This window comes from Pseudidiomarina atlantica, assembly GCF_000753735.1.
Taxonomy (GTDB): domain Bacteria; phylum Pseudomonadota; class Gammaproteobacteria; order Enterobacterales; family Alteromonadaceae; genus Pseudidiomarina; species Pseudidiomarina atlantica.
This window is the reverse complement of sequence record NZ_JPIN01000005.1, coordinates 115129-138348: the sequence shown is the minus strand read 5'-3', so window position 1 is coordinate 138348 and position 23220 is coordinate 115129. Positions and strand designations below refer to the sequence as shown.

Annotated in this window: 17 protein-coding genes; 7 read left to right on the top strand and 10 right to left on the bottom strand. The window is 51.7% G+C overall.

Annotation, left to right across the window (positions count from 1 at the left end):
• Nucleotides 1–48: 48 nt before the first annotated feature.
• Entirely contained in the window at nucleotides 49–981 is a 933-nt protein-coding gene (gene mdh, locus IDAT_RS05190; protein ID WP_034731433.1) for a malate dehydrogenase, read from the bottom strand.
• A gap of 175 nt (nucleotides 982–1156) precedes the next feature.
• Between mdh and argR the strand changes: the two genes are divergently transcribed.
• Entirely contained in the window at nucleotides 1157–1624 is a 468-nt protein-coding gene (argR, locus tag IDAT_RS05185) for a transcriptional regulator ArgR (RefSeq protein ID WP_034731431.1), read from the top strand.
• 3 nt (nucleotides 1625–1627) lie between these two features.
• Here the strand turns inward: argR and IDAT_RS05180 are convergent, their stop codons facing one another.
• Nucleotides 1628–2548: a Dyp-type peroxidase gene (locus IDAT_RS05180; protein WP_034731430.1), complete on the bottom strand. Its 921-nt coding sequence runs from the start codon at nucleotides 2546–2548 to the stop codon at nucleotides 1628–1630.
• 142 nt (nucleotides 2549–2690) lie between these two features.
• On the opposite strand from IDAT_RS05180, the gene IDAT_RS05175 reads away from it, so the two are divergent.
• The 3 genes from IDAT_RS05175 (at nucleotide 2691) to IDAT_RS05165 (ending at nucleotide 6019) form a co-directional block, all read left to right on the top strand.
• On the top strand, nucleotides 2691–4502 hold the full coding sequence (locus tag IDAT_RS05175; protein ID WP_034731428.1) for a DUF885 domain-containing protein: 1812 nt from the start codon (nucleotides 2691–2693) through the stop codon (nucleotides 4500–4502).
• A gap of 170 nt (nucleotides 4503–4672) precedes the next feature.
• A complete protein-coding gene (locus IDAT_RS05170; RefSeq protein ID WP_034731426.1) occupies nucleotides 4673–5050 on the top strand; it encodes a DUF4870 domain-containing protein in 378 nt (125 codons plus the stop codon).
• Between the two features lie 48 nt (nucleotides 5051–5098).
• Nucleotides 5099–6019 carry an ATP-grasp domain-containing protein gene (locus IDAT_RS05165; RefSeq protein WP_034731425.1) on the top strand — a complete coding sequence of 307 codons (921 nt, stop codon included), beginning with the start codon at nucleotides 5099–5101 and terminating at the stop codon, nucleotides 6017–6019.
• A gap of 164 nt (nucleotides 6020–6183) precedes the next feature.
• Here IDAT_RS05165 and acnB read toward each other — a convergent pair whose 3' ends face one another.
• Nucleotides 6184–8772: a bifunctional aconitate hydratase 2/2-methylisocitrate dehydratase gene (gene acnB / locus IDAT_RS05160; RefSeq protein WP_034731423.1), complete on the bottom strand. Its 2589-nt coding sequence runs from the start codon at nucleotides 8770–8772 to the stop codon at nucleotides 6184–6186.
• A gap of 336 nt (nucleotides 8773–9108) precedes the next feature.
• Between acnB and IDAT_RS05155 the strand changes: the two genes are divergently transcribed.
• Nucleotides 9109–9462 carry a hypothetical protein gene (locus tag IDAT_RS05155; protein ID WP_156099482.1) on the top strand — a complete coding sequence of 118 codons (354 nt, stop codon included), beginning with the start codon at nucleotides 9109–9111 and terminating at the stop codon, nucleotides 9460–9462.
• A 19-nt stretch (nucleotides 9463–9481) separates the two neighbouring features.
• On the opposite strand, the gene IDAT_RS05150 is transcribed toward IDAT_RS05155, so the two are convergent.
• Together IDAT_RS05150 and IDAT_RS05145 are read right to left on the bottom strand one after the other, a co-directional pair.
• Nucleotides 9482–10318, bottom strand: a complete 837-nt coding sequence (locus tag IDAT_RS05150; protein WP_034731418.1) for a hypothetical protein — start codon at nucleotides 10316–10318, stop codon at nucleotides 9482–9484.
• Nucleotides 10319–10418: 100 nt separating this feature from the next.
• Nucleotides 10419–11321: a LysR family transcriptional regulator gene (locus IDAT_RS05145; RefSeq protein WP_034731414.1), complete on the bottom strand. Its 903-nt coding sequence runs from the start codon at nucleotides 11319–11321 to the stop codon at nucleotides 10419–10421.
• Between the two features lie 186 nt (nucleotides 11322–11507).
• On the opposite strand from IDAT_RS05145, the gene IDAT_RS05140 reads away from it, so the two are divergent.
• Nucleotides 11508–12632, top strand: a complete 1125-nt coding sequence (locus IDAT_RS05140; RefSeq protein ID WP_156099481.1) for an efflux RND transporter periplasmic adaptor subunit — start codon at nucleotides 11508–11510, stop codon at nucleotides 12630–12632.
• On the top strand, nucleotides 12632–15721 hold the full coding sequence (locus IDAT_RS05135) for an efflux RND transporter permease subunit (protein WP_034731411.1): 3090 nt from the start codon (nucleotides 12632–12634) through the stop codon (nucleotides 15719–15721). Before IDAT_RS05140 ends, IDAT_RS05135 begins: the two co-directional genes overlap by 1 nt.
• Here IDAT_RS05135 and IDAT_RS05130 read toward each other — a convergent pair.
• The 5 genes from IDAT_RS05130 to IDAT_RS05110 all read right to left on the bottom strand — a co-directional run bounded on the left by IDAT_RS05130 (nucleotide 15718) and on the right by IDAT_RS05110 (nucleotide 23055).
• Nucleotides 15718–18834, bottom strand: coding sequence for an efflux RND transporter permease subunit (locus IDAT_RS05130; RefSeq protein ID WP_034731409.1), 3117 nt, complete (start codon nucleotides 18832–18834; stop codon nucleotides 15718–15720). The two genes, IDAT_RS05135 and IDAT_RS05130, sit on opposite strands and share 4 nt — an antisense overlap.
• Nucleotides 18824–20116 (bottom strand): efflux RND transporter periplasmic adaptor subunit, encoded by a 1293-nt coding sequence (locus IDAT_RS05125; protein WP_051986595.1) that lies wholly within the window; start codon nucleotides 20114–20116, stop codon nucleotides 18824–18826. Before IDAT_RS05125 ends, IDAT_RS05130 begins: the two co-directional genes overlap by 11 nt.
• 43 nt (nucleotides 20117–20159) lie before the next feature.
• The gene (locus tag IDAT_RS05120; RefSeq protein WP_034731407.1) at nucleotides 20160–20522 is read right to left on the bottom strand and encodes a hypothetical protein; all 363 of its coding nucleotides are present in this window, start codon (nucleotides 20520–20522) and stop codon (nucleotides 20160–20162) included.
• 62 nt (nucleotides 20523–20584) lie between these two features.
• On the bottom strand, nucleotides 20585–22660 hold the full coding sequence (locus IDAT_RS05115; RefSeq protein ID WP_034731404.1) for a M13 family metallopeptidase: 2076 nt from the start codon (nucleotides 22658–22660) through the stop codon (nucleotides 20585–20587).
• Between the two features lie 110 nt (nucleotides 22661–22770).
• A complete protein-coding gene (locus IDAT_RS05110) occupies nucleotides 22771–23055 on the bottom strand; it encodes an encapsulin-associated ferritin-like protein (RefSeq protein WP_034731402.1) in 285 nt (94 codons plus the stop codon).
• Nucleotides 23056–23220 lie beyond the last annotated feature (165 nt).

Below are 23220 nucleotides of genomic sequence, written 5' to 3'. Positions count from 1 at the left end.
GGGTGCATAGCGCAAACCCGGCGTCGTTTGGTTATTCGTCATTCACTCTTATTGAACGAAGTCTAAACCAGTTTGGATATCGCCTTTGAGGCCGTCCAACATGGCAGCTTTAGCTTTTTCTTCGTAAGCGCTGAGCTCGCCATAAGGTAGAATTTCTTCTACGCCATTTGGACCTAAGCGCACTGGGTGGGCGAAGAACAACGCGTCTTGGCCGTCAGTTTCAACGTAAGTGCATTCTACAACGCTGTCGTCGCCTTGCAGTGCTTTCACTAATGACAAGCAGAAACGCGCTGCGGCTTGACCCATTGACAGGGTTGCTGAACCGCCGCCAGCTTTTGCTTCAACTACTTCAGTACCGGCGTTTTGGATGCGCTTCGTGAGGCTTTCGATTTGCTCGTCAGTGAAGCTCAAACCGGTTTGTGACAACAACGGCAGGATGGTGGTGCCGCTGTGGCCGCCGATGACCGGTACAGTTACTTCTGACGGGTTCATACCGTGCAATTCGGCCACGAAAGTTTCCGCACGAATTACGTCAAGCGTGGTCACACCGAACAATTTGTTCTTGTTGTACACACCTTTCTTTTCAAGTACGCGCTTGGCAATCGCAACTGTCGTGTTAACTGGGTTAGTGATGATACCAATCGCTGCATTTGGGCAGTTGTCAGCAATTGCTTCGATCAAATTAGCAACGATTCCAGCGTTGATATTGAACAAGTCAGAACGGTCCATACCAGGCTTGCGTGGTACGCCGGCTGGAATCAACACGATGTCAGCACCGACAAGTGCAGGAGCAAGATCGTCTTTACCGTAGCCTTTCACTGCAACCGCAGTTGGGATGTGGCTGAGATCAACAGCAACACCTGGAACAACTGGTGCGACGTCATACAGCGCTAACTTAGAACCAGCAGGTAATTGGGTTTTCAAAAGTAATGAGAGTGCTTGGCCGATACCGCCGGCTGCACCTAAAACTGCAACTTTCATCTCAGACTCCATCCAGTTATTGGGGAAAATTTAGGTGCCGAAAGACTACTGCAAAACCGCCGAAATTACAACCAGACATAGGCTTGCTTAGCGGCTTAGTCGGCGGCTTGCTAGGCGTTCAGGTTAATTTGCGCTAGACTGCGTGGATTGGTCATTTCGAGGGGACGATTAAGTCATGGCGCACGGCAAACCAGATGCGATGTTAGATGCATTTAAAGCGTTACTAAAAGAAGAACGTTATGGCTCGCAAGGCGAGATAGTAGACGCGTTGAAGGCATTAGGCTTTGATAATATTAGCCAATCAAAAGTGTCGCGCATGTTGAGTAAATATGGCGCTGTTCGTACCCGCAACGCGCGCCAAGAAATGGTGTACTGTCTGCCTGCCGAGCTCGGCATTCCGTCGACCCGTGCACCATTAACGCAATTGGTTTTGGATATTCAGCACAATGATGTCATGGTCATTATCCGTACCTCGCCAGGCGCGGCGCAACTGATTGCGCGCTTGCTCGATTCGGTCGGCCAAAAAGAAGGCGTGCTTGGCACTATTGCCGGTGACGATACAATTTTCATTGCGCCAGTAAAAGTATCAGAAATCGACTTTACGCTTGCTAAAGTACGTGAATTGTTTGAAAACGTCTCTTAGCGGTTAAATCTCGCCCGTGAGAAAATCGAGTGACGGCACGAAATAACAAGCATTAGTGACCGCTTCGATGTAATCCAGTAGCGGATCATAATCACCGTTTTGGTCGGCAATATAGCGCTGTTTCAGCCATTGGATAACGTCCCGCGGCTGCCCCGTAAAGTACATCCCCATGAGACCCTGCTCGCGCATGTCGCCCCACGGCATATTTTGCCGCAACATATGCAGCGACTGCTCTTGTTCGTTCTGTAAGCGCGCTTTTTGGGTGTGCGAGACGCCACTGAGTTGCGCTTCGCTAATGCGCTCACCGTTTAGTTTTTTGCGGCCAATAATTTGCTCTTGCGCAGCTTGATCGAGTTGTTCCCAACGACGCAGATCATGACGGAACTTTTGCACGAACAAATAACTACCACCAGCAAATACTGGGTCATCGTCAGCATGTATCAATGCCAACTGACGTCTTCTAATGCCGCGCGGATTTTCCGGCGCATCGATGAAGCCGGTGAGATCGCGACCGTCCATAAAGCGAAAGGTGGGCGTTTGTTCTGTCAGCTCGACATCATGACCAAGCCATTCGAGAATGGCTCTGGCACTAAAATAGTTAACGTCGAAACGGTCGGAGCGAATGGTGATGAGCAAATCGACCGGCTCGCGCGGGGCTTGCCGATCACCGTCACGCAAATCAGGAAAATTACCGAACTGCGGTGGTCGCTGTTGCGGATAAAGAATGTCCCAATAATCACTGCCAATTGCGACGTAGCCCGTAAGTAACGCTTCTGAGAAACGCTCATCAAGTTCATCAAGCATGGCTGGAATGCGGGCAAGCTTACGCCGAATGCTGATGACATCGTCTGTCATAACGTTCAATTGCAAAGTGATGCCATGTAAACTGGGTTCAGCGTAAATACCTTTCTGCGCTTGCGCCATGAGCTTCCTCAAATGCGGTTATTTCTCGAAGAACTGTGCTAGTTTATCGCAATAGTATTGCAGTGTTAGTTTGCCGTTTTAAACTGTTCAGTCAGTGTAGCAAAGAATATCCGAAAGAAATCAAAAATTAAACGGAGTAATTATGGGATTCCCTCAGCGCTTTACGAATTCATTGACGGCCGTTGCTGTGGCCTTGGCTTTAGCGGGCTGCGCGGGTACGCCAAGTGCGTCTGGAGCATCTAGCTCGTCTACTACTTCTGGCTCGGAGGCGCCGGTTGTCGCCTCTGCTTCAGCTGCTGAGGACGCGCGTTTTACTGCCATGGCGTCGCGCATTTGGGAAGAAATGCAAGATGCCGGTGAGGATACCTCGCGGACGCTACCGAGCATGACCCCCGAAGCCGTGGCTGAGCGTGCCGAGCAACAACGGGCATGGCTGAATGAATTGTTGGCGATTGATGCCGAGGCGCTATCAGACGCGGAATTTATTAATTGGCGTATGCTAACTTACCGGCTACAGAATGAAGTCGACAGTTATGACTTTAACGAACATTACATGCCTTTGAATGCGGAAGGTGGCTTTCATAGTAACTTGTCGTTTATGGTGCGCGGCACCTCGTTCCGTTCCTTGTCGGATTACCAAGATTATGTCGCCAAATTAAGTTCGATACCGCGTTACATGTCAGAACAAACGGCATGGCTTGAGCGCGGCATGGCAGAAGGTTATACCCAACCGGCCGCGGCTATGGCAGGTTTCGAAGACAGTATTGCCGCTTTTATCGTGCAGTCACCTGACGACAGCGTGTTTTTTGAACCGCTCGCCGGTGAGCGCCCGCACTTCGTTTCGGCTGCCGAGTGGAAAGCCTTGCAAGATGAGGCGCGCTCAGTAATTGACGCCGAGGTGTTGCCAGCCTATCAGGCGTATTTTGACTTTATGGTAATGACCTACTTGCCGAATTGCCGTGATACTGTCGGCGCGTCATTTTTGCCTGATGGCTTAGCGTACTACCAAAACCGCATCGAGCACTTCACCACTTTGTCGTTAACACCGGAAGAGATTCATGAAAAAGGTTTAGCGGAAGTCGCACGTATTCGCAATGAAATGGACGTGGTGATTGAGAAAACTGGGTTCGAGGGTAGCTTCGAGGAATTTGTCGACTTCTTACGCAATGATCCACGTTTTTATCCTTCTTCAGCTGAAGAGCTGTTGAAGGAAGCCGCTTATATTTCCAAGCGTATGGACGGTCAGCTGCCGAAATTCTTTAAGTTGCTGCCGCGCCAGCCGTATGGTGTTGAGCCAGTGCCTGCCGAAATTGCACCGAAATACACCACCGGGCGTTACTCAGGTTCGGCGCGCGACGACCGTGCGGGTTTTTACTGGGTCAACACCTACGCTTTGGACCGCCGTCCGTTATACCAACTTGAAGCCTTAACGCTGCATGAGGCCGTACCGGGACATCACCTACAGATCGCGTTGGCGCGAGAGCTTGAGGGTGTGCCATCTTATCGCCAACAAACCTATATTTCAGCGTTTGGTGAGGGTTGGGGATTGTATTCTGAGTGGCTCGGCTTAGAAGCGGGCTTTTATCAAGATCCCTACAGTGATTTCGGTCGCTTGAGCTATGAAATGTGGCGCGCCGCCCGTTTAGTCGTCGATACCGGCATGCATGCTATGGGCTGGAGCCGTGAACGTGCAATGGACTTTATGGCATCGAACACCGCGCTCAGCTTGCACAACGTGCGTACTGAAATCGACCGCTACATCACGTGGCCTGGTCAGGCGTTGTCGTACAAGTTAGGCGAAATGCTGATCAAGCAGTTACGCGCCGAAGCCGAAGACGCCTTGGGGGATGCTTTTGACCTTCGCGAATTCCACCACCAAGTGCTGAAAAACGGTAGCATCCCGCTGGATGTCTTGGAGACGCAAGTGCGCGACTGGATTGACTCACAAGTCTAGCCCTCGCCTTTTCCACCACCGCAAAAACCAATAGGAGGGGCAGCCCTCCTTTTTTGTGCGCCCCGCAAAAGAATGGGCAGCCCTTTCTTAGGTACTCGCTGAAAACGTTGACAATCTGGGTAGAAACGTCAACTCTTAGGGAAATAACACAAACAAAAGGAAGAAATGTTATGGAACCTATAAGGGAAGAAGTCGTCCTCAATGGTCCGAGTGAAGACGACCGTAATTACGCGATGCTGCTGCATTTGTCGCAGCTTGCTGGCTACTTAATTCCGTTCGCGGGTTTGATTGTTCCGCTGGTGATGTGGCTGGTAAAACGCGACACTAACCCCTACATCGATGCCAACGGCAAAGTTGTTTTTAACTGGATTATTTCCGCCTTCATTTACGGCGTCGTTAGCGTAATACTGATGTTCATTCTTATTGGCTTTGCGATGGCCTTTGCGTTGGCAATTTGTCACGTGGTTTTCGCCATTATTGGCGCGATACGGGCCAAAGACGGGATTGTTCAGGACTACCCCTTAACCATTAAATTCTTCAAGATTTAGGAGTAAAGCTAGTGTCACCGGGCTACCGACACCTCGCGGAGGCACTCAGTGGACTTCATTTATCCTAAAGTTTACGCCAACCGAGCGACACGGATTGTTGAAGAGGCGATGCGCAAATTGTCATTACAGTTTGCGCTTTTACGTCACCTGCGCCCCTTTAGTTACTGGGATGTCTTTTACGGCGACCACCCGGCAGTCAACACTGACGTATTTCGATTGGTAAGTAATGCTGTGCTGCAACGCGTTGATAGCAAGAAGTTTCTCGTGCGCGAGGCAAAGAGGTTGGGTCTGGAAGGACACTTAGTTCCATACTCTTTTGAATCTGTTGCTGAAGCACAGACATTATCGCGGGACGCCGACGATATCTGGTTTATGAAGCCCAGTTATTCAACCGGTGGACGAGGTATTCAGTGTATTAAACATCGCAACATCATAGATTTACAGCTACCTGACCATCATATTTTACAAACGCAAATTACCGACTTGGAGCTCCTCGAAGGGCGCAAATATACTGCACGTGCGTATGTGTTTGTATTTAATAAGCAGGTCTATTGCTTCGATGATGGTTTTGTGATGATTCATGGGGTTCCATTTGACGCTGCCTCAACTGATTTTGCTGCACAAGTCGACCACGCCGACTATCACCAGCCCGACGGCTGCGTGAAAATGGCGACGCTCGCTGACCTACCCGACTACCCGGCAAAAATAGCCTCTATTTACAGCGCCATCGCCCAGATAAAGCCCATACTCGAGCCCTTAATTACCGCAAGTTCACCCTATCGATACGCGCTGATTGGCATCGACCTGTTGTTTCAACAGCAGAATAAAGTGCAAATCGTTGAACTCAATACCAAGGCCAATTTTGTTCACACCGAAAGCATCAACGAGCGCCTGAATGTGCCATTTTTCGCAGCGTTTTTATCACTGCTCTACCTGCAAAATTCACATCGACGACTTACCCAAATCTAAAGGCCTGCAACCCCAAAAACCAGCTAAAAAGGGCTGCCCTTTCTAACCCCAAAAACCAGCTAAAAAGGGCTGCCCTTTCTAGGGGGTAAAAAAAACGCGACCGGTGAGGTCGCGCTTTATGCTTAAAACGATATGAGTATATCGAAATGGATATAATACGCCGCTTACGCTACTTCGATGGTCGGGATGATGTTCTGTTTCGCGGCAGCTTCTGCGGCACGGAACGCATCCATTTGGTCGAAGTTGAGGTACTTGTAAACTTCGCCAGCCATTGAATTAATATCGGCGGCGTATTCCATATACTCAGCAGGCGTTGGCAGTTTGCCAAGAATCGCACCCACGGCAGCGAGTTCAGCTGAGGTCAGGTAAACGTTGGCGCCGTCACCCAAGCGGTTCGGGAAGTTACGCGTTGAGGTCGACAGTACGGTCGCACCTGGCTCGACGCGTGCTTGGTTACCCATGCACAGTGAACAGCCCGGCATCTCCGTACGCACGCCGTTGTTGGCGTAGATGTTGTAGTAACCTTCTTCGCGCAATTGTGCTTCGTCCATTTTGGTCGGAGGCGCAATCCACAAACGCGTGCTCAGTTCGTCTGAGTTTTTCTCAAGCAATTTACCGGCGGCGCGGAAGTGACCGATGTTGGTCATGCACGATCCGATAAACACTTCGTCAACTTTATCACCAGCTACTTCGCTCAAAAACTTAGCGTCGTCTGGGTCGTTCGGACAACAAACGATTGGCTCTTTAATTTCCGCCAAATCAATCTCGATGACAGCCGAGTATTCAGCATCGGCGTCAGCGCGCATCAGTGATGGGTTCGCCAACCACTCTTCCATTTTCCGTGCACGACGCTCAAGGGTACGCGCATCGCCGTAGCCTTCGTTGATCATCCAACGCAACATGGTGATGTTCGAACGTAGGTATTCAGCAACTGATTCTTCTGACAAGTTAATCGTACAACCGGCAGCTGAACGCTCCGCCGAAGCGTCCGACAATTCAAACGCTTGCTCTACGGTCAAATGGTCAAGACCTTCGATTTCGAGAATACGGCCAGAGAAGATGTTCTTCTTGCCACGCTTCTCAACGGTCAACAAGCCTTCTTTAATCGCAAATGCAGGAATCGCATGCACCAAGTCACGCAACGTAATACCTGGCTGCATTTCGCCTTTGAAGCGCACCAATACTGACTCTGGCATGTCTAAAGGCATGACGCCCGTCGCCGCAGCAAACGCCACCAAACCAGAACCTGCAGGGAATGAAATCCCGAGTGGGAAACGCGTGTGCGAGTCGCCGCCGGTACCTACGGTGTCTGGCAACAACATACGGTTCAACCAGCTGTGGATGATACCGTCACCTGGACGCAACGAAACACCGCCACGGTTCATAATGAAGTCAGGCAAAGTATGCTGCGTTTCGATATCCACTGGCTTCGGATACGCCGCGGTGTGACAGAATGACTGCATGGTTAAGTCGGCAGTGAAGCCCAAACAAGCCAAGTCTTTTAGTTCGTCACGGGTCATTGGACCGGTGGTGTCTTGTGAACCAACGGTGGTCATTTTCGGTTCGCAATAGGTACCTGGACGTACGCCGTCCATACCACATGCTTTACCAACCATTTTCTGCGCAAGGGTGAAGCCTTTGCCTGAATCAGCTGGCTGTTCTGGCTTCAAGAACAAGTCTGAAGGGCCCATGCCCAAAGCTTCACGCGCTTTCTCAGTCAAGCCACGGCCGATGATCAAGTTAATCCGCCCGCCCGCACGCACTTCGTCAAGAATGACGCGCGATGCGTAGTCGTATTCAGCGATAACTTCGCCCGCTTCGTTCTCGATTTTGCCTGCGTATGGGTAGATGGTAATCACATCGCCCATGTTCATTTTTTCAACGTCTGCTTCGAACACCAATGCGCCTGCATCTTTCATGGTGTTGAAGAAGATAGGTGCGACCTTGCCGCCAATACAGATACCTCCAGCACGCTTGTTCGGCGTACCAGGCATGTCTTCACCGATAAACCACAACACTGAGTTGGTGGCTGATTTACGTGAAGAGCCGGTACCGACTACGTCGCCGACAAAAGCAACCGGATGGCCTTTCTCTTTCAATTCTTCGATTTGCTTTGCCGCGTCAGTGACGCCTTCGCGTGGCATTTTGTACATGGCTTTGGCGTGCAATGGAATGTCTGGGCGTGACCAAGCGTCAGGGGCTGGCGACAAATCGTCGGTGTTGGTTTCACCAGTGACCTTGAACACAGTCGCTTTAATCGCTTCAGGCAGCTCGTTGCGGCTAGTAAACCACTCAGCTTCTGCCCAAGACTCAATCACTTCTTTCGCCAGCGCGTTGCCGGCTTTCATTTTCTCTTCCACGTCGTGGAACGCATCGAACATCAGCAAGGTGTGCTTCAACTCTGCTGCAGCAAGTTCGCCTAATTCAGCGTCATCAAGCAGTTCGACCAAAGTGACAATGTTGTAACCGCCGTGCATATTGCCGAGCAAGGATACAGCTGCATCTTTGCTGATCACTGGGCTGGTCGCTTCGCCTTTAACGATGGCCGCTAAGAAGCCGGCTTTAACATAGGCAGCTTCATCAACGCCCGGAGGCACGCGCTCAGAAATCAGCTCAACGAGAAAATCTTCTTCGCCAGCGGGTGGGTTTTTCAATAATTCGACTAGATCTGCGACTTGTTCTGCTGTTAGTGGCTTCGGTGGGATGCCTTCAGCAGCGCGCTCTTCTACATGCTTACGATAGTCTTGCAGCACAGATTACCTCTACTTTGCTATGCGAGTGAAATTGGGGGTGAAAATTTTGGCGCAATTATAGGGGTTTTGGCGCTGAATTAAAATTCATACGAGCGCATAACAGGTAATCTTTGGCATAAATCCGGTGAATGAAGCCGTTAACCGTTATTCGTGATTCGTTAGGGTGAGGTTCATTCGCGCACCCCTATCGATTCACGACTAACGAGTAACGACGTTTACAACTGCTTACACTTGGTTGCGAATGTTCTCGGGACAGAAATAAACCTTTCACACTTCCTAGCTATCCTAATAAACAGAAACTACTCTTATTGATTAGGTCACGTGGGGGGCCTTTATATGAAAACAACAATTCGTTCTACTTTAAAAGGAGTCTCTGCTGCATGTTTGCTTGCAGCTTCGTTCACTACCGTTCACGCTTTTGAAGTTGACCAACTCGTCATCAAGCCTGACGCTATCTACACGGTTACCTTCTCGAAGCAATCGTATCAAGGCTCACTCGATTACGAGCTCGAGATGGCGCAACAAAACATCATGGCAAGCGTACGCGCGGATTCGCTCGCTCATGCCAAAAATGAGCTGGCACTGTCTGGTGAGCGCCTCGCCAATGATGCGCGCCTAGCCGACACGGCTGGCGGCTCGACGCCAAACTTAGCGCCATGGCGCGCAAGTGCTTTACGGACGTTTTTATAATTCCCAAATCGTTAAGTGATTAACGACTCGTCTCAGCTGCACAGCTTGGTGCAACTGGGTCGCTTGTGTCGCAGGAGACAACAACCTTGCAGTTTGCGCAAGTAGGGTCCCAGCGTAAATCGAACACTGGCACACCAATACGTCCAAGCGCTTCGTTGAACGTAACAATACCCGCTTCGCTTGAAAACATGTAAGTACCGCCAACGTCATTACGATGAAGTGGCAATTTATTACCATCAGGACCGTAGATAGCGATAACTATGAGTACACGCGGCTCTACCTTTGCGCTTGGCATTTCTACCACCGCATAACTACCATCATCGAACTCAACGCGGTGCTGCGATCCAGCTAGCACATCAAAAGGTGATACGTTTGCAAACTCACCAAAGGATGCCATTACACGGGATATCATGTACTGAAAAGGGCCGCGGTCAACGATCCAATCATGACGAGCTTGCGTGTTTTGCATGGTTGCAAACATAAAAATATCCCACTCTCCCGTATCATTCAGAACAATGGGCTGCTCTATCACTTCATACAATGAATTGAGTGCCGACTGTAAGCTCGTAGGCACATCGACTGCAACCAAGCGGTAATCCTCGTATGCTGGACGATTCGGATCCTTATCGTTCAACGTCAAAACACCATTCCAACTATAAACTTTTCGTTGCGGAATATTGACGATAGAAACTAAGCTGGGGCCACTCGATTGCAACACATTGATGGCTAATCTTCGCGCATCAAATTCGGAACAATCGTTACATAGAACGGTTTCAGACGATGACGAAGCTTGCGCTGAAAAACTACCGAGAATCACCCAAACAAATACCAATCCTTTGATGAACCAACTGCTCATTTTTTATCCTTTTATCAAATGGTTAGATTTTGAATGGTACCCCCCCTTAGATGTTGTTACAAGACTTTAACGACTTAAATCGTACTTTGCGGACTCGACTTTAGGAGGACTTTTCATGGCTGCTTTGAGAAAAAAACTGCCAAATCATTTCTTCTACTGGACCCGCGATTCTCTCCGCGGAGCGCACCAAATGCACTTCCAGATTTACGTGAGTCAAGAATCCTGCAATGTCGATGCGCACCAGACTTCCTCGTTCGAGCGCGTCGCCAATCAAATCACCTGGGATAATTCCCCAACCCATACCCGCCAACAACAGTTCCCGCTGGGTAATGGAGTCGTTTACGCGAATCCGCTGCTGACTCGGAATGCGCATGATCTGATCAAGATCAATGCCGATGTCTTGGTTTTGCGGAATCAGCATCGGTAACTCGAGTAAATCTTGGCGTTGCAGTTGCTCAACAGCAACGTCTCCTAATAATGCTGGCGCACAGACAACCCACAGCTCAAACGGCCGTACCCGCACGGTCTCAAAGTCGCCGTGTTGACGAAAAATCGGCAACCACGGACAAAGCGCAAGATCTGCTTCACCCTCACGAATCCGACGCAGCGCGCGCAATTGTGATTCCCCGCTTAAGAGCAACTCTGTCGCAGGGAATTGCTCCTGCACCTGCTGCAACACAGGAAACAATACTGCAGGTGCGCAGGTGTAATCGTAAGTAATGTGCAACTGCGGCTCAGCGCCCGTTTGCAATTGTGCCGCAAGAGAATGCAAGCGTTGATGCTGCTTCACCACTTCTCTAGCTTGCCGCAAAAACTGCCACCCCTGCGCCGAAAGCGTTAAGCGATAGCCGCTTCGATCAAACAGTGGCACCCCGACATCCTCTTCTAGCCCTTTCAGGGCCATACTCACCGCGGCTTGTGTGCGATGCATGCGCTCCGACACCGCCTGCACCGAGCCAGTCTCTGCCAACAGCACCAACATCTCCAACTGATTCAGTTTCATCTAACCCCCAACTGCCGTTATTCGTTATCCGTTATTCGTTAGGGGGACGTTTCCGACAGGCACCCCTAACGAATAACGATTAACCAATAACCTTTTCTTATGTTGTCTTTAATTTTTATTCAGTATTACTTTATATTTTAATTGGCTAAACTGTCATCAGTTAATGGCAAATAGTAGGGTTGAGCGATGCGGTTGTGGCAACAAATTGGCCGACAAATTGGCAAAAAGAGGGCTGCCCTTTTTATGGTGTTAAGCCTTGCGGGCTGTGGGCCAGCGGTTGTGGAAAATGGCGATAATGCACAAGCAAACAACAATGCGGTGCAGCCGGTGAAGTTGTTGACGGTGGGCACGAATACTGATGCACGCTGGCGTGATTTCCCCGCGGTCGTGGAAGCTGCGCAGGTGGCGCAGTTGGGCTTTCGGGTGGGTGGCGAAATTAGTAGCTTCCCAGTCAAAGCCGGCAACGAAGTGCAACAAGGCGATTTAATCGCCAAGCTTGACCCGACCGACTACCAATTAGTGGTCGACCAAGCACAAGCCCGCTATCAACTTGCGCAAACTCAATTTGATCGCACCGAGAGTCTGGCCGAGCAAGGGGTGATTTCGCAGCAGCAATTCGATGAAGTCAAAGCCAACCTGCAAGTCACGCGTGCCAATTTAGAAACAGCGAAGGCCAATCTACGCTATACAGAATTACGGGCACCTTTCGCTGGTACTATCGCCCATGTTTTTGTCGAAGCTTTTGAAACCGTGCAGCCGCAGCAACCCATTGCCACGCTGCAAATGGATGATGCGATTGATATCAGTATCAACGTGCCCGAACAGTTGTTTGCGCGGGTGCAACGCAGCACCGACTATCAGCCCGATGTGAGTTTCGCCGCCAATCCTGAGCAACGCTACCCAATCACGTTGAAAGAATGGGATACCACCGCGGATCCGGCCACCAACACCTATAAAGTGGTGTTCACCATGCCGAAGCCGCAAGATCTCAACCTTTTACCAGGCATGTCGGCTACGGTGCATGTCGATACGCAAGCGGTCGCCAATAAACCGCAAGCGGGCATCAGTGTGCCCACCAGTGCAGTGTTCTCCGAACCAACTGAAGCCGCCGCAGCCAAGCCACGGGTGTGGGTTTATGATCCTCAATCACAACAGGTGCAGCAGCGTGAAGTGACCACAGGTATGGTCACGGGCGACGCTATAGAAATCATCGATGGACTGCAAACGGGCGAGCAAATCGTGGTAGCTGGTGTGCACGCGCTCAGCGAAGGACAAAAAGTACGGCCTTGGGTTAAAGAGCGAGGTCTGTAATGGATATCGCACGTTACAGTATCAAACGCAGCACCACCAGTTGGATGCTGCTGCTTCTCCTGCTGTTAGGCGGTGTGTTAGCGCTTACCAACATAGGTCGTCTCGAAGACCCCGAGTTCACCCTCAAGAAAGCCATGGTGATCACCACCTACCCAGGTGCCACGGCGCAGCAGGTTGAAGAGGAAGTCACCTACCGCATTGAAAATGCCATCCAAGAACTCGGCAACGTTGACCATATCAGCTCGATTTCTAAACCTGGGCTGAGTCAAATTACGGTGGACATGAAAACCACCCTGCGCGCCAAAGATATGCCGCAGATTTGGGATGAGTTACGCCGCAAAGTCAACGATGTGACCCGTCGCTTGCCGCCGGGGGCAGGTCAGCCTATGGTGCGCGACGACTTTGCCGATGTCTATGGTGTGCTACTTGCCATAAGCGGGCAAGGCTACAGCTACGAAGATATCAAAGACTACACCGATTTCTTACGCCGCGAACTGGTATTGGTGGACGGTGTCGGCAAAGTCACTGTCGCCGGTGAGCAACAAGAAGAAGTGGTGGTCGAGATTTCGCGGGCCAAGTTGGCGAATACCGGTATTAGTCCGCAGCAAGTGGTGAATCTGTTGCAAACCCAAAATGCGGTCAGCGATGCAGGTCGCGTGCTGAGTGGCGAAGAACGTATCCGCCTGCAAACCAGTGGTGAGTTTGCCAATGTGAATGACTTGGCCAATCTCATGATCAGCAACCCGGGTGCCGAACAACGCATTTTGTTGCGCGATGTCGCTACGGTAAGCCGCGAATATCAAGAGATTCCAACGCATTTAGTGCGTTACCAAGGGCAGCCCTCATTGTGGCTTGGCATCTCGTTCGCCAGCGACGTCAACGTGGTTGAAGTCGGTCAGCGTATCGAGCAGCGGCTGCAAGAACTGCAGTACGCCCAGCCCGTCGGTATGCAGGTCGCAGCGATCTATGATCAGCCCGCCGAAGTCGATAGTTCGGTAAAGAATTTCTTGCTCAACCTCGCCGAAGCTGTGGCCATTGTGGTGGTAGCGCTATTGCTTACCATGGGTTTACGCAGCGGAGTGTTGATTGGCAGTGTGCTACTGATCACCGTGTTGGGTAGCTTTATTTTCATGTACCTGATGGATATCCAACTGCAACGGGTCTCGCTCGGCGCACTGATTATCGCGCTCGGCATGCTAGTGGATAATGCCATCGTCATTGCCGAAGGGATGTTGGTCGGCGTGCGACGTGGTTTGTCGCGCCTGCAAGCAGCCAGTGAAATTGTGCAGCAGAATAAATGGCCCCTGCTCGGTGCCACCGCCGTCGCGGTCATTGCCTTTGCGCCGATAGGCTTATCGAAAGACGCCAGCGGTGAATATGCCAACTCACTGTTTTGGGTGTTGCTCATTTCGTTACTGCTGAGCTGGTTTACGGCCATTACGCTCACGCCGTTTTTAGGCAACCTGCTGTACCGCAAAGACGCCCGCGCGAAATCCGCGAAAGAGCAACCAGAAGACGACGACCACGTCTACAACCACTGGGTATTTCGTGGCTATCGCACACTCCTACATAAATTCTTGGCATGGCGCAAAACCACCATGCTCGCCATGCTCGGCTTGTTGATACTTGCGGTCGCTGGCTTTACCACGGTAAAACAGTCGTTTTTCCCGCCATCGACCACACCAATGCTGTTTGTTGACGTTTGGTACCCTGAAGGCACTGATATTCGGGCAACCTCTCGCCGCTTGCAGGATTTTGAAGCCTATCTAATGCAAGAGTTTCCGGAGCTCGATTATGTCGCCAGTACTGTCGGTCAAGGCGCACCTCGTTTTACCCTCACCTACATGGTAGAGAAAGCATACGAGAGCTATGGTCAGGTGATTTTACGCGCCAGCGATACCGAAAAATTACGGCAAGTACATGGCGCCATTGAAAACTATTTAAACACCGAACAGCCCGATGTCGAATTTAAACTAAAACCCATCGAAATGGGACCGTCACAAACCGCCAAAATTGAAGCACGCTTCAGCGGTCCTGACCCCTTGGTGTTGCACCAATTGGCCGCCAAAGCTGAAGCCATTATGGCGCAAGACGACGGTATTCGTAATTTGCGTAACGATTGGCGCCAGCGCAGCAAAGTGCTGTATCCGCAATTCAACGAAGCCGCTGCACGTCGACTTGGCATTACCAAGGCGGACGTCAATGACGTGTTGAAGCGCAACTTCAACGGCCAAACTGTCGGCCTGTTCCGCGATGGCACCAATCTACTACCCATTGTCGTGCGGGCACCCGCAAACGAACGCCGTGAAATTGCCGATTGGGAAGAGCTACAAATCTATTCGCAGGCGTTGCAGCAGCATGTGCCGCTGGCGCAAGTCGTCAACGGCATGGCGCTCAGCGCGGAAGATCACTTGATCCTGCGCCGCGACCGCAAACGCACGCTGACCGTCATGGCTGATCATGACATCTTTGGCGAAGAAACGGCAGCTATGGTGCTCGAGCGGATCCGTCCCGACATTGAAGCGATTGAATTACCGCTCGGTTACGACCTCGAATGGGGCGGTGAATATGAAGCCTCACAAAAAGCCACTGGCGCAGTGTTCCAGGCGCTGCCCTTGGCCTTTGTGGTGATGTTTATCATTACCGTGTTGCTGTTTAGCTCGATTCGCCAGGCGGGTATTTTGTGGACTACGGTGCCGCTCAGTATCATTGGCGTCACCCTCGGCCTCGCCCTAAGTGGTCAGCCGTTTGGCTTTATGGCATTGCTTGGCTTCCTAAGCTTGTCAGGTATGTTGATCAAAAACGGTGTGGTGCTGCTCGAGCAGGTGCGGGTTGAACTTGCCAGCGGTAAAGAACGCCTCAAGGCGCTAGAAGATGCAGCGGTCAGCCGCGTCCGCCCGGTCCTCATGGCCGCAGTCACGACGATTGTTGGCATGATCCCACTGCTGTTCGACGCCTTCTTTGTCAGCATGGCAGTGGTCATCATGTTTGGTTTAGGCTTTGCCACCTTGCTCACGCTGATTGTGGTGCCGGTGATGTACGCGCTGGTGATGCGCGTACCGCCTGCCGACACCGATACCAAAAATTAAGCCAAGCGCCGGCGGTGCCAGAGCCAATACACCGCCGGTAACACCAACAGCGACAGCAACGGCGCTACCACCATACCGCCAATCATCGGCGCCGCGATGCGCTGCATGACTTCCGAGCCGGTACCATGACTCAGCATAATCGGCAGCAACCCAGCAATAATGGTAATGACCGTCATTGCTTTCGGTCTTACCCGCAACACTGCGCCCTCTTCGATAGCCTCATACAGGCTCGCTTGAGTGCGCGCTTGTCGTGCGCGCCAGGCGTTGTTCAAATACAACAACATCACCACGCCGAACTCGGCCGCGACCCCTGCTAAGGCAATCATACCGACGCCGACGGCAATCGACAGGTTGTAACCGAGCCACCAGATAAACCACAGCGAACCCGTAAGCGCCAACGGCAGCGTTGCCATAATCAGCAGTGCTTGCTTGAACGAGCGGAAGGTGAAATACAGCAGCACCAGAATAACCGCCAAGGTAGCCGGTACTACTTCCTGTAGTTTTGCTTCGACACGTTGCATTGACTCATACTGCCCCGACCATGCGAGTGAGTAGCGCGGCGGTAGCTCGTAATCGGCCAATAGCGGCTCAGCAGCGGCAATCACCTCACCCACTGGCACCTCGCTATCAACGTCAATAAATACCCAGCCGGTCGGGCGTGCGTTTTCACTGCGAATCATCGCTGGACCGTCGGTCACTTGCACGTCTGCGACCTGTTCTAGGGTTACCCAAGCACCACTTGCACTCAGCAGCGGTAGTTGCTTGATACGCTCAAGGTGATCCCGCAGCTCGCGTGGATAGCGCAACGTGATTGGGTAACGCTCAGTACCTTCCACCGTTTCAGCAATTTGCGCACCGCCGATGGCAAATTGAATGACGCGCTGAATGCTGGCTTGATCGATACCGTAGCGTGCGGCTTCTGCCAAGTGTGGGCGGATCTCTAAATAGCGCCCTGACGCGGGTCGTTCGGCATATACAGAAGCAACCCCGGCGACGCCTGACAAGCGCTCTTCAAGATCACCGCCAATGCGCTGAATTTCGGCCAACGAGGGGCCCGCAATTTTCAGCCCCAATGGCGTTTTTAGACCCGTTGAGAGCATATCGATACGGGTTTTGATCGGCTGCACCCAGGCATTGGTAATCCCCGGCACCTGCACCGTAGCATCGAGCTCAGCAATAATATCTGTCAAGGTAACGCCGTCGCGCCATTCGCTTTCGGGCTTCAACTGAATAGTGGTTTCGAGCATGGTCAAAGGTGCTGGATCCGTGGCGGTATCGGCGCGGCCGGTTTTGCCGAACACAAGTTCCACCTCGGGCACTTGCTTGATCAAACGGTCGGTGCGCTGCAACAACTCGGCCGCCGCTTGTGGGCTGATGCCCGGCAAGGTCGTTGGCATATACAGCAAGTCACCTTCTTGCATGGTGGGCATAAATTCACTGCCCATCTTGCTCAGTGGATAGTAACCACTCACTGTTACTGCTAGTGCAAGTAAAATAACTGTTTTCGGGAAGCGCAACACGCCGTGTAAGACCGGACGATAGAGCCAAATCATGGCACGCGTGAGCGGATTACGTTGCTCGCTCAAAATGCGCCCGCGCACAAAATAGCCCATCAATACGGGCACCAAGGTAATCGCCAGTAATGCCGCTGCCGCCATAGCAAAGGTTTTGGTGTAAGCCAGTGGCGCAAACAGTCGACCTTCTTGGGCTTCGAGCGAAAACACCGGAATGAAGCTCAAAGTAATAATTAATAATGACAAAAACAGTGCTGGACCAACTTCAACGGTGGCTTCACGAATCACGCGCCAGTGCGCTGCACCCTTGGGTGGCTGGCCGTGTTCTTCGCGGTAGTGTTGCAAGTGCTTGTGGGCATTTTCCACCATCACTATCGCCGCATCTACCAGCGCGCCGATGGCTATGGCGATGCCGCCCAAGCTCATGATGTTGGCGTTGATGCCGAGCCAGCGCATCACGATAAAACTCATCAGCACCGCTAGCGGCAAGGTAATGATTGCGACTAAAGCGGAACGCAAGTGCAATAGGAACAGCACCGTAATGAGCGCGACAAAGGCCATCTCTTCGAGCAGCTTAGTGGTTAAGTTATCTACCGCACGATGAATCAAATCAGAACGGTCGTAGGTCGGCACAATCTCCACACCATCGGGTAAGCCTTGCTGTAAAGTCTTGAGCTTATCGCGCACTCGCTCTATGGTTGCCAGTGCGTTCTCACCGTGGCGCATCACCACAATGCCACCCACCACTTCGCCCTCACCATTGAGTTCAGCAATGCCGCGGCGGCTAACGGGCCCGCGCCTTACCGTAGCAACATCTGCCAAGGTCACCGCATTGTAGGCGGTGCTGGTCACTGGCAAGGGCAGCTCACGCAGATCCTCGAGCGATTGAATGTAACCCGTACCGCGCACCATGTATTCGGCTTCGGCCATCTCGACAATGCCGCCACCGACTTCCTGATTTGCAGCGGCTATGGTTTCTTGTACTTGCCCAAGCGTCAGCCCATAAGATTGCAAACGGTAAGGGTCAACGACGACCTGATAGGCTTGCACCATGCCACCCACAGTAGCGACTTCGGCAACCCCCTCAACACTTTGCAGCTCCTGTTTTAGAAACCAATCCTGCAGACTGGTAAGCTCACCCAAATGGCGCTGTCCGCTGCGATCGACTAACGCATATTGAAACACCCAACCGACGCCACTGGCATCGGGGCCGAGCCGCGGCGTAACCCCCTCGGGTAAGCGCTCCGCAGCTTGATTCAGGTACTCCAGCACACGACTGCGCGCCCAATAAATATCGGTTCCCTCTTCAAACAAGATGTACAAGTAGGAATCACCAAAGAACGAGTAACCGCGCACCTCGGTCGAGCCGGGAACTGCGAGCATAAGGTTGGCCAACGGCCAGGTCACTTGCTCTTCCACCAATTGCGGGGCCTGCCCTGGGTACGGTGTTTTGACAATCACTTGCACGTCAGACAAATCGGGAATGGCGTCCAACGGCGTGGTGGTCATTGCACGCCAGCCAAACCAAGCGGCAAACAGCGCAGCGATAAGCACCAGCAGGCGGTTGCCGAGACTCCAGTCGATAATTTTAGTGAGCATGACCGCTGCCCTCTTGCGCTGCGCCACCGCCTAACCGGCTCGCTTTCAGACTGGCTTCGGAATCGAGTAAGAACTGACTGGAAGTGACCACCCGCTCGCCTTGTTCAAGGCCGTGCAAAATCTCCGCTTGGTCGCCTACGATCAGGCCGACATGCACTGCACGTTGTTGAAAACTATTGTCGGCGGTTTGTACGACCACGCGATTATCGCTACCGGTTAAAATGAGTGCGCTCAGTGGCACTGCGAGGACATCGCGTTTGGGCCCTCCGTAGAGCTCAACCTGGGCCTGCATGCCGACTTGCAACCCAGCGCCAGTAATGCTTTGCGGCAGCTGAATGCGCACGCGCTGGGTGCGACTTTGCGGGTCCAGTTCTGGATAAATGTAATCAATACGGGTTTCGTAGCCGTCCAAGCCAGCCTGCGGCAAGGTCACATCAACAAAGGCGTTAGGTTCGAGCCACGAACTATAGCGTTCAGGCACGTCAGCGATTAACCAAGCACCATCGGCGCCGGTTATAGTGAGCAACTCGGTAGCCGGTTCGACATACATGCCCTGTGCGACATTTAATGTCGTTACAACGCCAGCATGCGCAGCATACACCGGTACGCGGTACATAATTTCTTGGCTGGCTTCGAGCTGTTTAATTTGTTCCGCAGTCAGGCCAAGCAACTCAAGCCGTAGACGCCCGTCACGCAGCAGCCGTTGCGCTTGCGCTGGAGCTAACGAACTGGCGGCATCGAGCGCTTGCAGAAAATCCTGCTGCGCCACCACTAACTCTTTGCTGTAGATGCTGTAGAGCTTGTCGCCGACATTGACCTGTTGTCCTTCGCTGCGTACGTGCAACTCTTCGAGCCAGCCTGCCGCGCGCGGATGAATGTGCCAGCGTGCATTGTCGTTCCATTGCACCGTTGCCAACGTCGGGTAATAGCGCCATAAGGTCGTCGGTTCCACCACCGTAGTGGTGACGCCTAAATTTTGCTGCATCTGCGCGCTGACCACTACATCGACTTCTTGCGTCGGTCGTTGCGGCTCCAAATCCATGCCACAAATGGGGCAGGTCCCCGGCTCATCACGGACAATGTGACTATGCATTGGGCAGACATATTCCACCTTGGCCTCATCGCTTAGCTGGCGCTCGGCTGGGGTGGTTTCTTGCAACGATTGCTCGGGCATAGATTGTTCATGCTGTGAATGGTCGTGTGATTGCATTGCTTGCGGCGCACTGGCAGCAAACAGCATTAACATGGCAACGAGGCCACAAATCCAACGTGAAAAAGGCATAAAAAACTCCTGCAAAAACGAAACTGAGAAAAAGGTTCAGTTGTTAAGCAGGCATAGGTGGGCGTTCGAGACGATCCTTACGGTGTATTGCGGGTGCGGCGACAAGTCGCCAATGCTGAACCGAGGAGAAATGGCTCACCAGTGCGAGGCTTGGCAATAAACCAAGTGCACTGGCACCACAAAAACTTTGGCAGTTATCACAACTACCGTCACAATCCATTGCTGCCGCAACCATTTCAGCTGCTGCAGCAGTGTCATCGCAACAGGCATGATCTGTCGCCATGTCATCATTATTGGCGTGGTCCATCATCTGCATTGTCGCCTGCTCTGGCGCAGGGGCGTGTGCTGACACCTGCATAGGCGCCAGCAACAAGCTAATGATAAGAAGTCCAATAATGTATTTCATGACGACAGTTTAGCACATACCTTTTAGCAGCTGAAACTACCAGCTGAATTTACCAGCTGAATTTACCAGATAGTAACGCGCTCTTCAGGCGGCAAGTACATCTCGTCACCAGGCTGCACGTCGAACGCTTCGTAGAACGCAGGAACGTTCACAACCGTACCATTCACCCGATAATACGCCGGTGAATGCGGGTCGCTCAGCACTTGGTTACGTGTGTATTCGTCACGCTGTTTGGTTTGCCAAACTTGCGCCCAGCCCAAGAATACGCGCTGCTCGCCAGTAAATCCGTCGAGCACCGGTGATGCTTCACCGTTTAACGAGTCAGTATAGGCTTTGTAAGCAATGGTCACACCGGCTAAGTCACCGATGTTCTCACCTAGCGTCAGTTTGCCGTTCACGAACACCCCTTCCAAAGGTTCATACAGGTCATACTGCGCCGCAAGTTGCGCGCCACGCTCGTCAAAAGCTTCACGGTCAGCGTCGGTCCACCAGCTTTGCAGGTTACCATCACCATCGTACTTCGAACCTTGGTCATCAAAACCATGACCGATTTCGTGGCCGATAACGGCACCAATACCACCATAGTTCACCGCATCTTCAGCCTCTAAGTTGAAGAATGGTGGTTGTAAAATACCCGCTGGGAATACGATTTCGTTACGCACTGGGCTGTAATACGCATTCACCGTTTGTGGCGTCATACCCCAGTCTTCTTCTTTGACTGGCTGACCAATTTGGCTGATGTTGTACTGATAATCAAACTCAGCAGAACGTTTGTAGTTACCGACCAAGTCATCCGCAGCGACCGTGAGTGCCGAATAGTCACGCCACTCGCTTGGATAACCTATATACGGAGTAAATTTGCTCAGTTTTTCCAAAGCTTTTTCTTTGGTCTCTGCGCTCATCCACTCGAGGCCTTTGATCGACTCACCATAAGCTTTGATCAGGTTATCCACCAAGGTTTCCATGCGCTCTTTTGCTTCTGGTGGGAAGTATTCTGCCACGTACAGCTGACCAAGAACTTCACCCAAGGCACCGTCGGTGGCATCTACGCCCCGCTTCCAACGCGGTTCTTGTTCTGGTGTGCCACGTAACACTTGACCATAAAACGCGAATTGACGATCGTTGATCTCTTCGCTCAACGCATTGGCAAAATTGCTCACCAACCGCAGGCTCATGTACTGCTGCCAAGTTTCCAATGGCACGTCAGCAAACATGCCACCGAAGCTTTCAAAGTACGAAGGTTGACGCACAATCGCTTCTTCAACAGTCGCAAGTCCAGCAGCTTCGGTATAGGCGCCTATGTTGAATGAACCAAAAAGCTCTTTGAGCTCATCCATCGACTTTTTGTTGTAAGTTTTGTCAGCGTTGCGACTTTCGACACGGCTCCATTGGACTTCAGCAAGCTTGGTTTCAAGTTCAAGGATCGCATCAGCGGCGGCTTCGGTATTATCCATACCCACTAGCGCTAAAATATCCTTGATGTAGTCACGATAGGCCGCACGGATTTCTACCATTTTTTCTTCGTCTTTCAGGTAGTAATCACGATCTGGCAAGCCTAGACCTGACTGCGACATATACATGGTGTTCACTTCTGGGTTTTTCGCGTCAGCATAAACATAGAAGCCGAACGGTGAACTCACGCCGTATTGGGCCAGCTCAGCAAAATGCGCCGCCACTTGATCGTGGTTCTGCAATTGCGCAATGGCTTCTAAGTCAGCAGCAATCGGCTCATAGCCCAGGCTGTTCAAACGTTCAGTGTCCATAAAGCTGTTATAGAAGGCACCGATTTTGTCAGCGTTCGATCCTGGCTCAGGTGAGCTTGCCGCAGCTTCTTCAATAATTTTCTTCAACCGCGCTTGGTTCTCGTCGCGCAACTCGTTGAACGAGCCAACCCGTGAACGATCCGCTGGAATTTCGGTTTTCTCAACCCAACCACCATTCACATAAGTGAACAGGTCATCTTGCGGACGTACTTCGGTGTTGAAGTCGTTAAGGTCTAGGCCTGATGTCAGCTGTTGCTGCTCAGCAGCTTGTGGCTGCTCGCTAGCGGTGGTTTCTGTTTGGCTGTTCTGTGGTGAACACGCGGCAACGCCAAGGGCTAACGCCACGCTCAGCGCTAAAGTACTAACTTTACGCATAACTCCCTCTTTCATAAAAAACGTTAATCGTTAATCGTTATTCGTTAGGGAGCTGAACATGCAGACGCGCAGCACTAACGAGTAACGAATAACGAAAAACGGGGTTTTTGTTAATGCCCTATCACTTCGTCGGTGAATAGGTACTCTTTGAGCTCTTCGTCAAACTTTTTATCGCGCCGACGGATCCATTCCAACGTCATTGCAGCGTGCTCTTTTTCTTCATCACGATTGTGGATAAGAATTTTTTTCAGCTCTTCGTCTTTGCAGACATCGATGCGTTGGTTGTACCAATCGACGGCTTCCAATTCTTCCATTAGTGAAATGATGGCACGATGCATGTCGCGGGTATCGTCCGACAGCAGTTCGTAGGGTTCATGATAACCTTCGTTTGCCATAACACGCTCCTTTTTGGGTAAAAAGTTTGTCGTTGAGTGCTTCTTTACCTTACGGGATGCGGCGTACTTGTACAACTCAAATGCGCTGTCTCATATCGATTTGATTGGGTGATTGGTCGCAAACAAAAACACCGCGAGGCCGAGGCGCTCGCGGTGTTTTGTTAT

What these genes read in the sequence shown, in the direction of transcription:
- IDAT_RS05125 (WP_051986595.1), bottom strand. Translation starts at nt 20,116, where the DNA reads ATGCCTTTTTCACGTTGGATTTGTGGCCTCGTTGCCATGTTAATGCTG.
- IDAT_RS05135 (WP_034731411.1), top strand. Translation starts at nt 12,632, where the DNA reads ATGGATATCGCACGTTACAGTATCAAACGCAGCACCACCAGTTGGATG.
- IDAT_RS05150 (WP_034731418.1), bottom strand. Translation starts at nt 10,318, where the DNA reads ATGAGCAGTTGGTTCATCAAAGGATTGGTATTTGTTTGGGTGATTCTC.
- IDAT_RS05120 (WP_034731407.1), bottom strand. Translation starts at nt 20,522, where the DNA reads ATGAAATACATTATTGGACTTCTTATCATTAGCTTGTTGCTGGCGCCT.
- IDAT_RS05175 (WP_034731428.1), top strand. Translation starts at nt 2,691, where the DNA reads ATGGGATTCCCTCAGCGCTTTACGAATTCATTGACGGCCGTTGCTGTG.
- mdh (WP_034731433.1), bottom strand. Translation starts at nt 981, where the DNA reads ATGAAAGTTGCAGTTTTAGGTGCAGCCGGCGGTATCGGCCAAGCACTC.
- IDAT_RS05130 (WP_034731409.1), bottom strand. Translation starts at nt 18,834, where the DNA reads ATGCTCACTAAAATTATCGACTGGAGTCTCGGCAACCGCCTGCTGGTG.
- IDAT_RS05140 (WP_156099481.1), top strand. Translation starts at nt 11,508, where the DNA reads ATGCGGTTGTGGCAACAAATTGGCCGACAAATTGGCAAAAAGAGGGCT.
- IDAT_RS05145 (WP_034731414.1), bottom strand. Translation starts at nt 11,321, where the DNA reads ATGAAACTGAATCAGTTGGAGATGTTGGTGCTGTTGGCAGAGACTGGC.
- IDAT_RS05110 (WP_034731402.1), bottom strand. Translation starts at nt 23,055, where the DNA reads ATGGCAAACGAAGGTTATCATGAACCCTACGAACTGCTGTCGGACGAT.
- IDAT_RS05170 (WP_034731426.1), top strand. Translation starts at nt 4,673, where the DNA reads ATGGAACCTATAAGGGAAGAAGTCGTCCTCAATGGTCCGAGTGAAGAC.
- IDAT_RS05180 (WP_034731430.1), bottom strand. Translation starts at nt 2,548, where the DNA reads ATGGCGCAAGCGCAGAAAGGTATTTACGCTGAACCCAGTTTACATGGC.
- argR (WP_034731431.1), top strand. Translation starts at nt 1,157, where the DNA reads ATGGCGCACGGCAAACCAGATGCGATGTTAGATGCATTTAAAGCGTTA.
- IDAT_RS05155 (WP_156099482.1), top strand. Translation starts at nt 9,109, where the DNA reads ATGAAAACAACAATTCGTTCTACTTTAAAAGGAGTCTCTGCTGCATGT.
- IDAT_RS05115 (WP_034731404.1), bottom strand. Translation starts at nt 22,660, where the DNA reads ATGCGTAAAGTTAGTACTTTAGCGCTGAGCGTGGCGTTAGCCCTTGGC.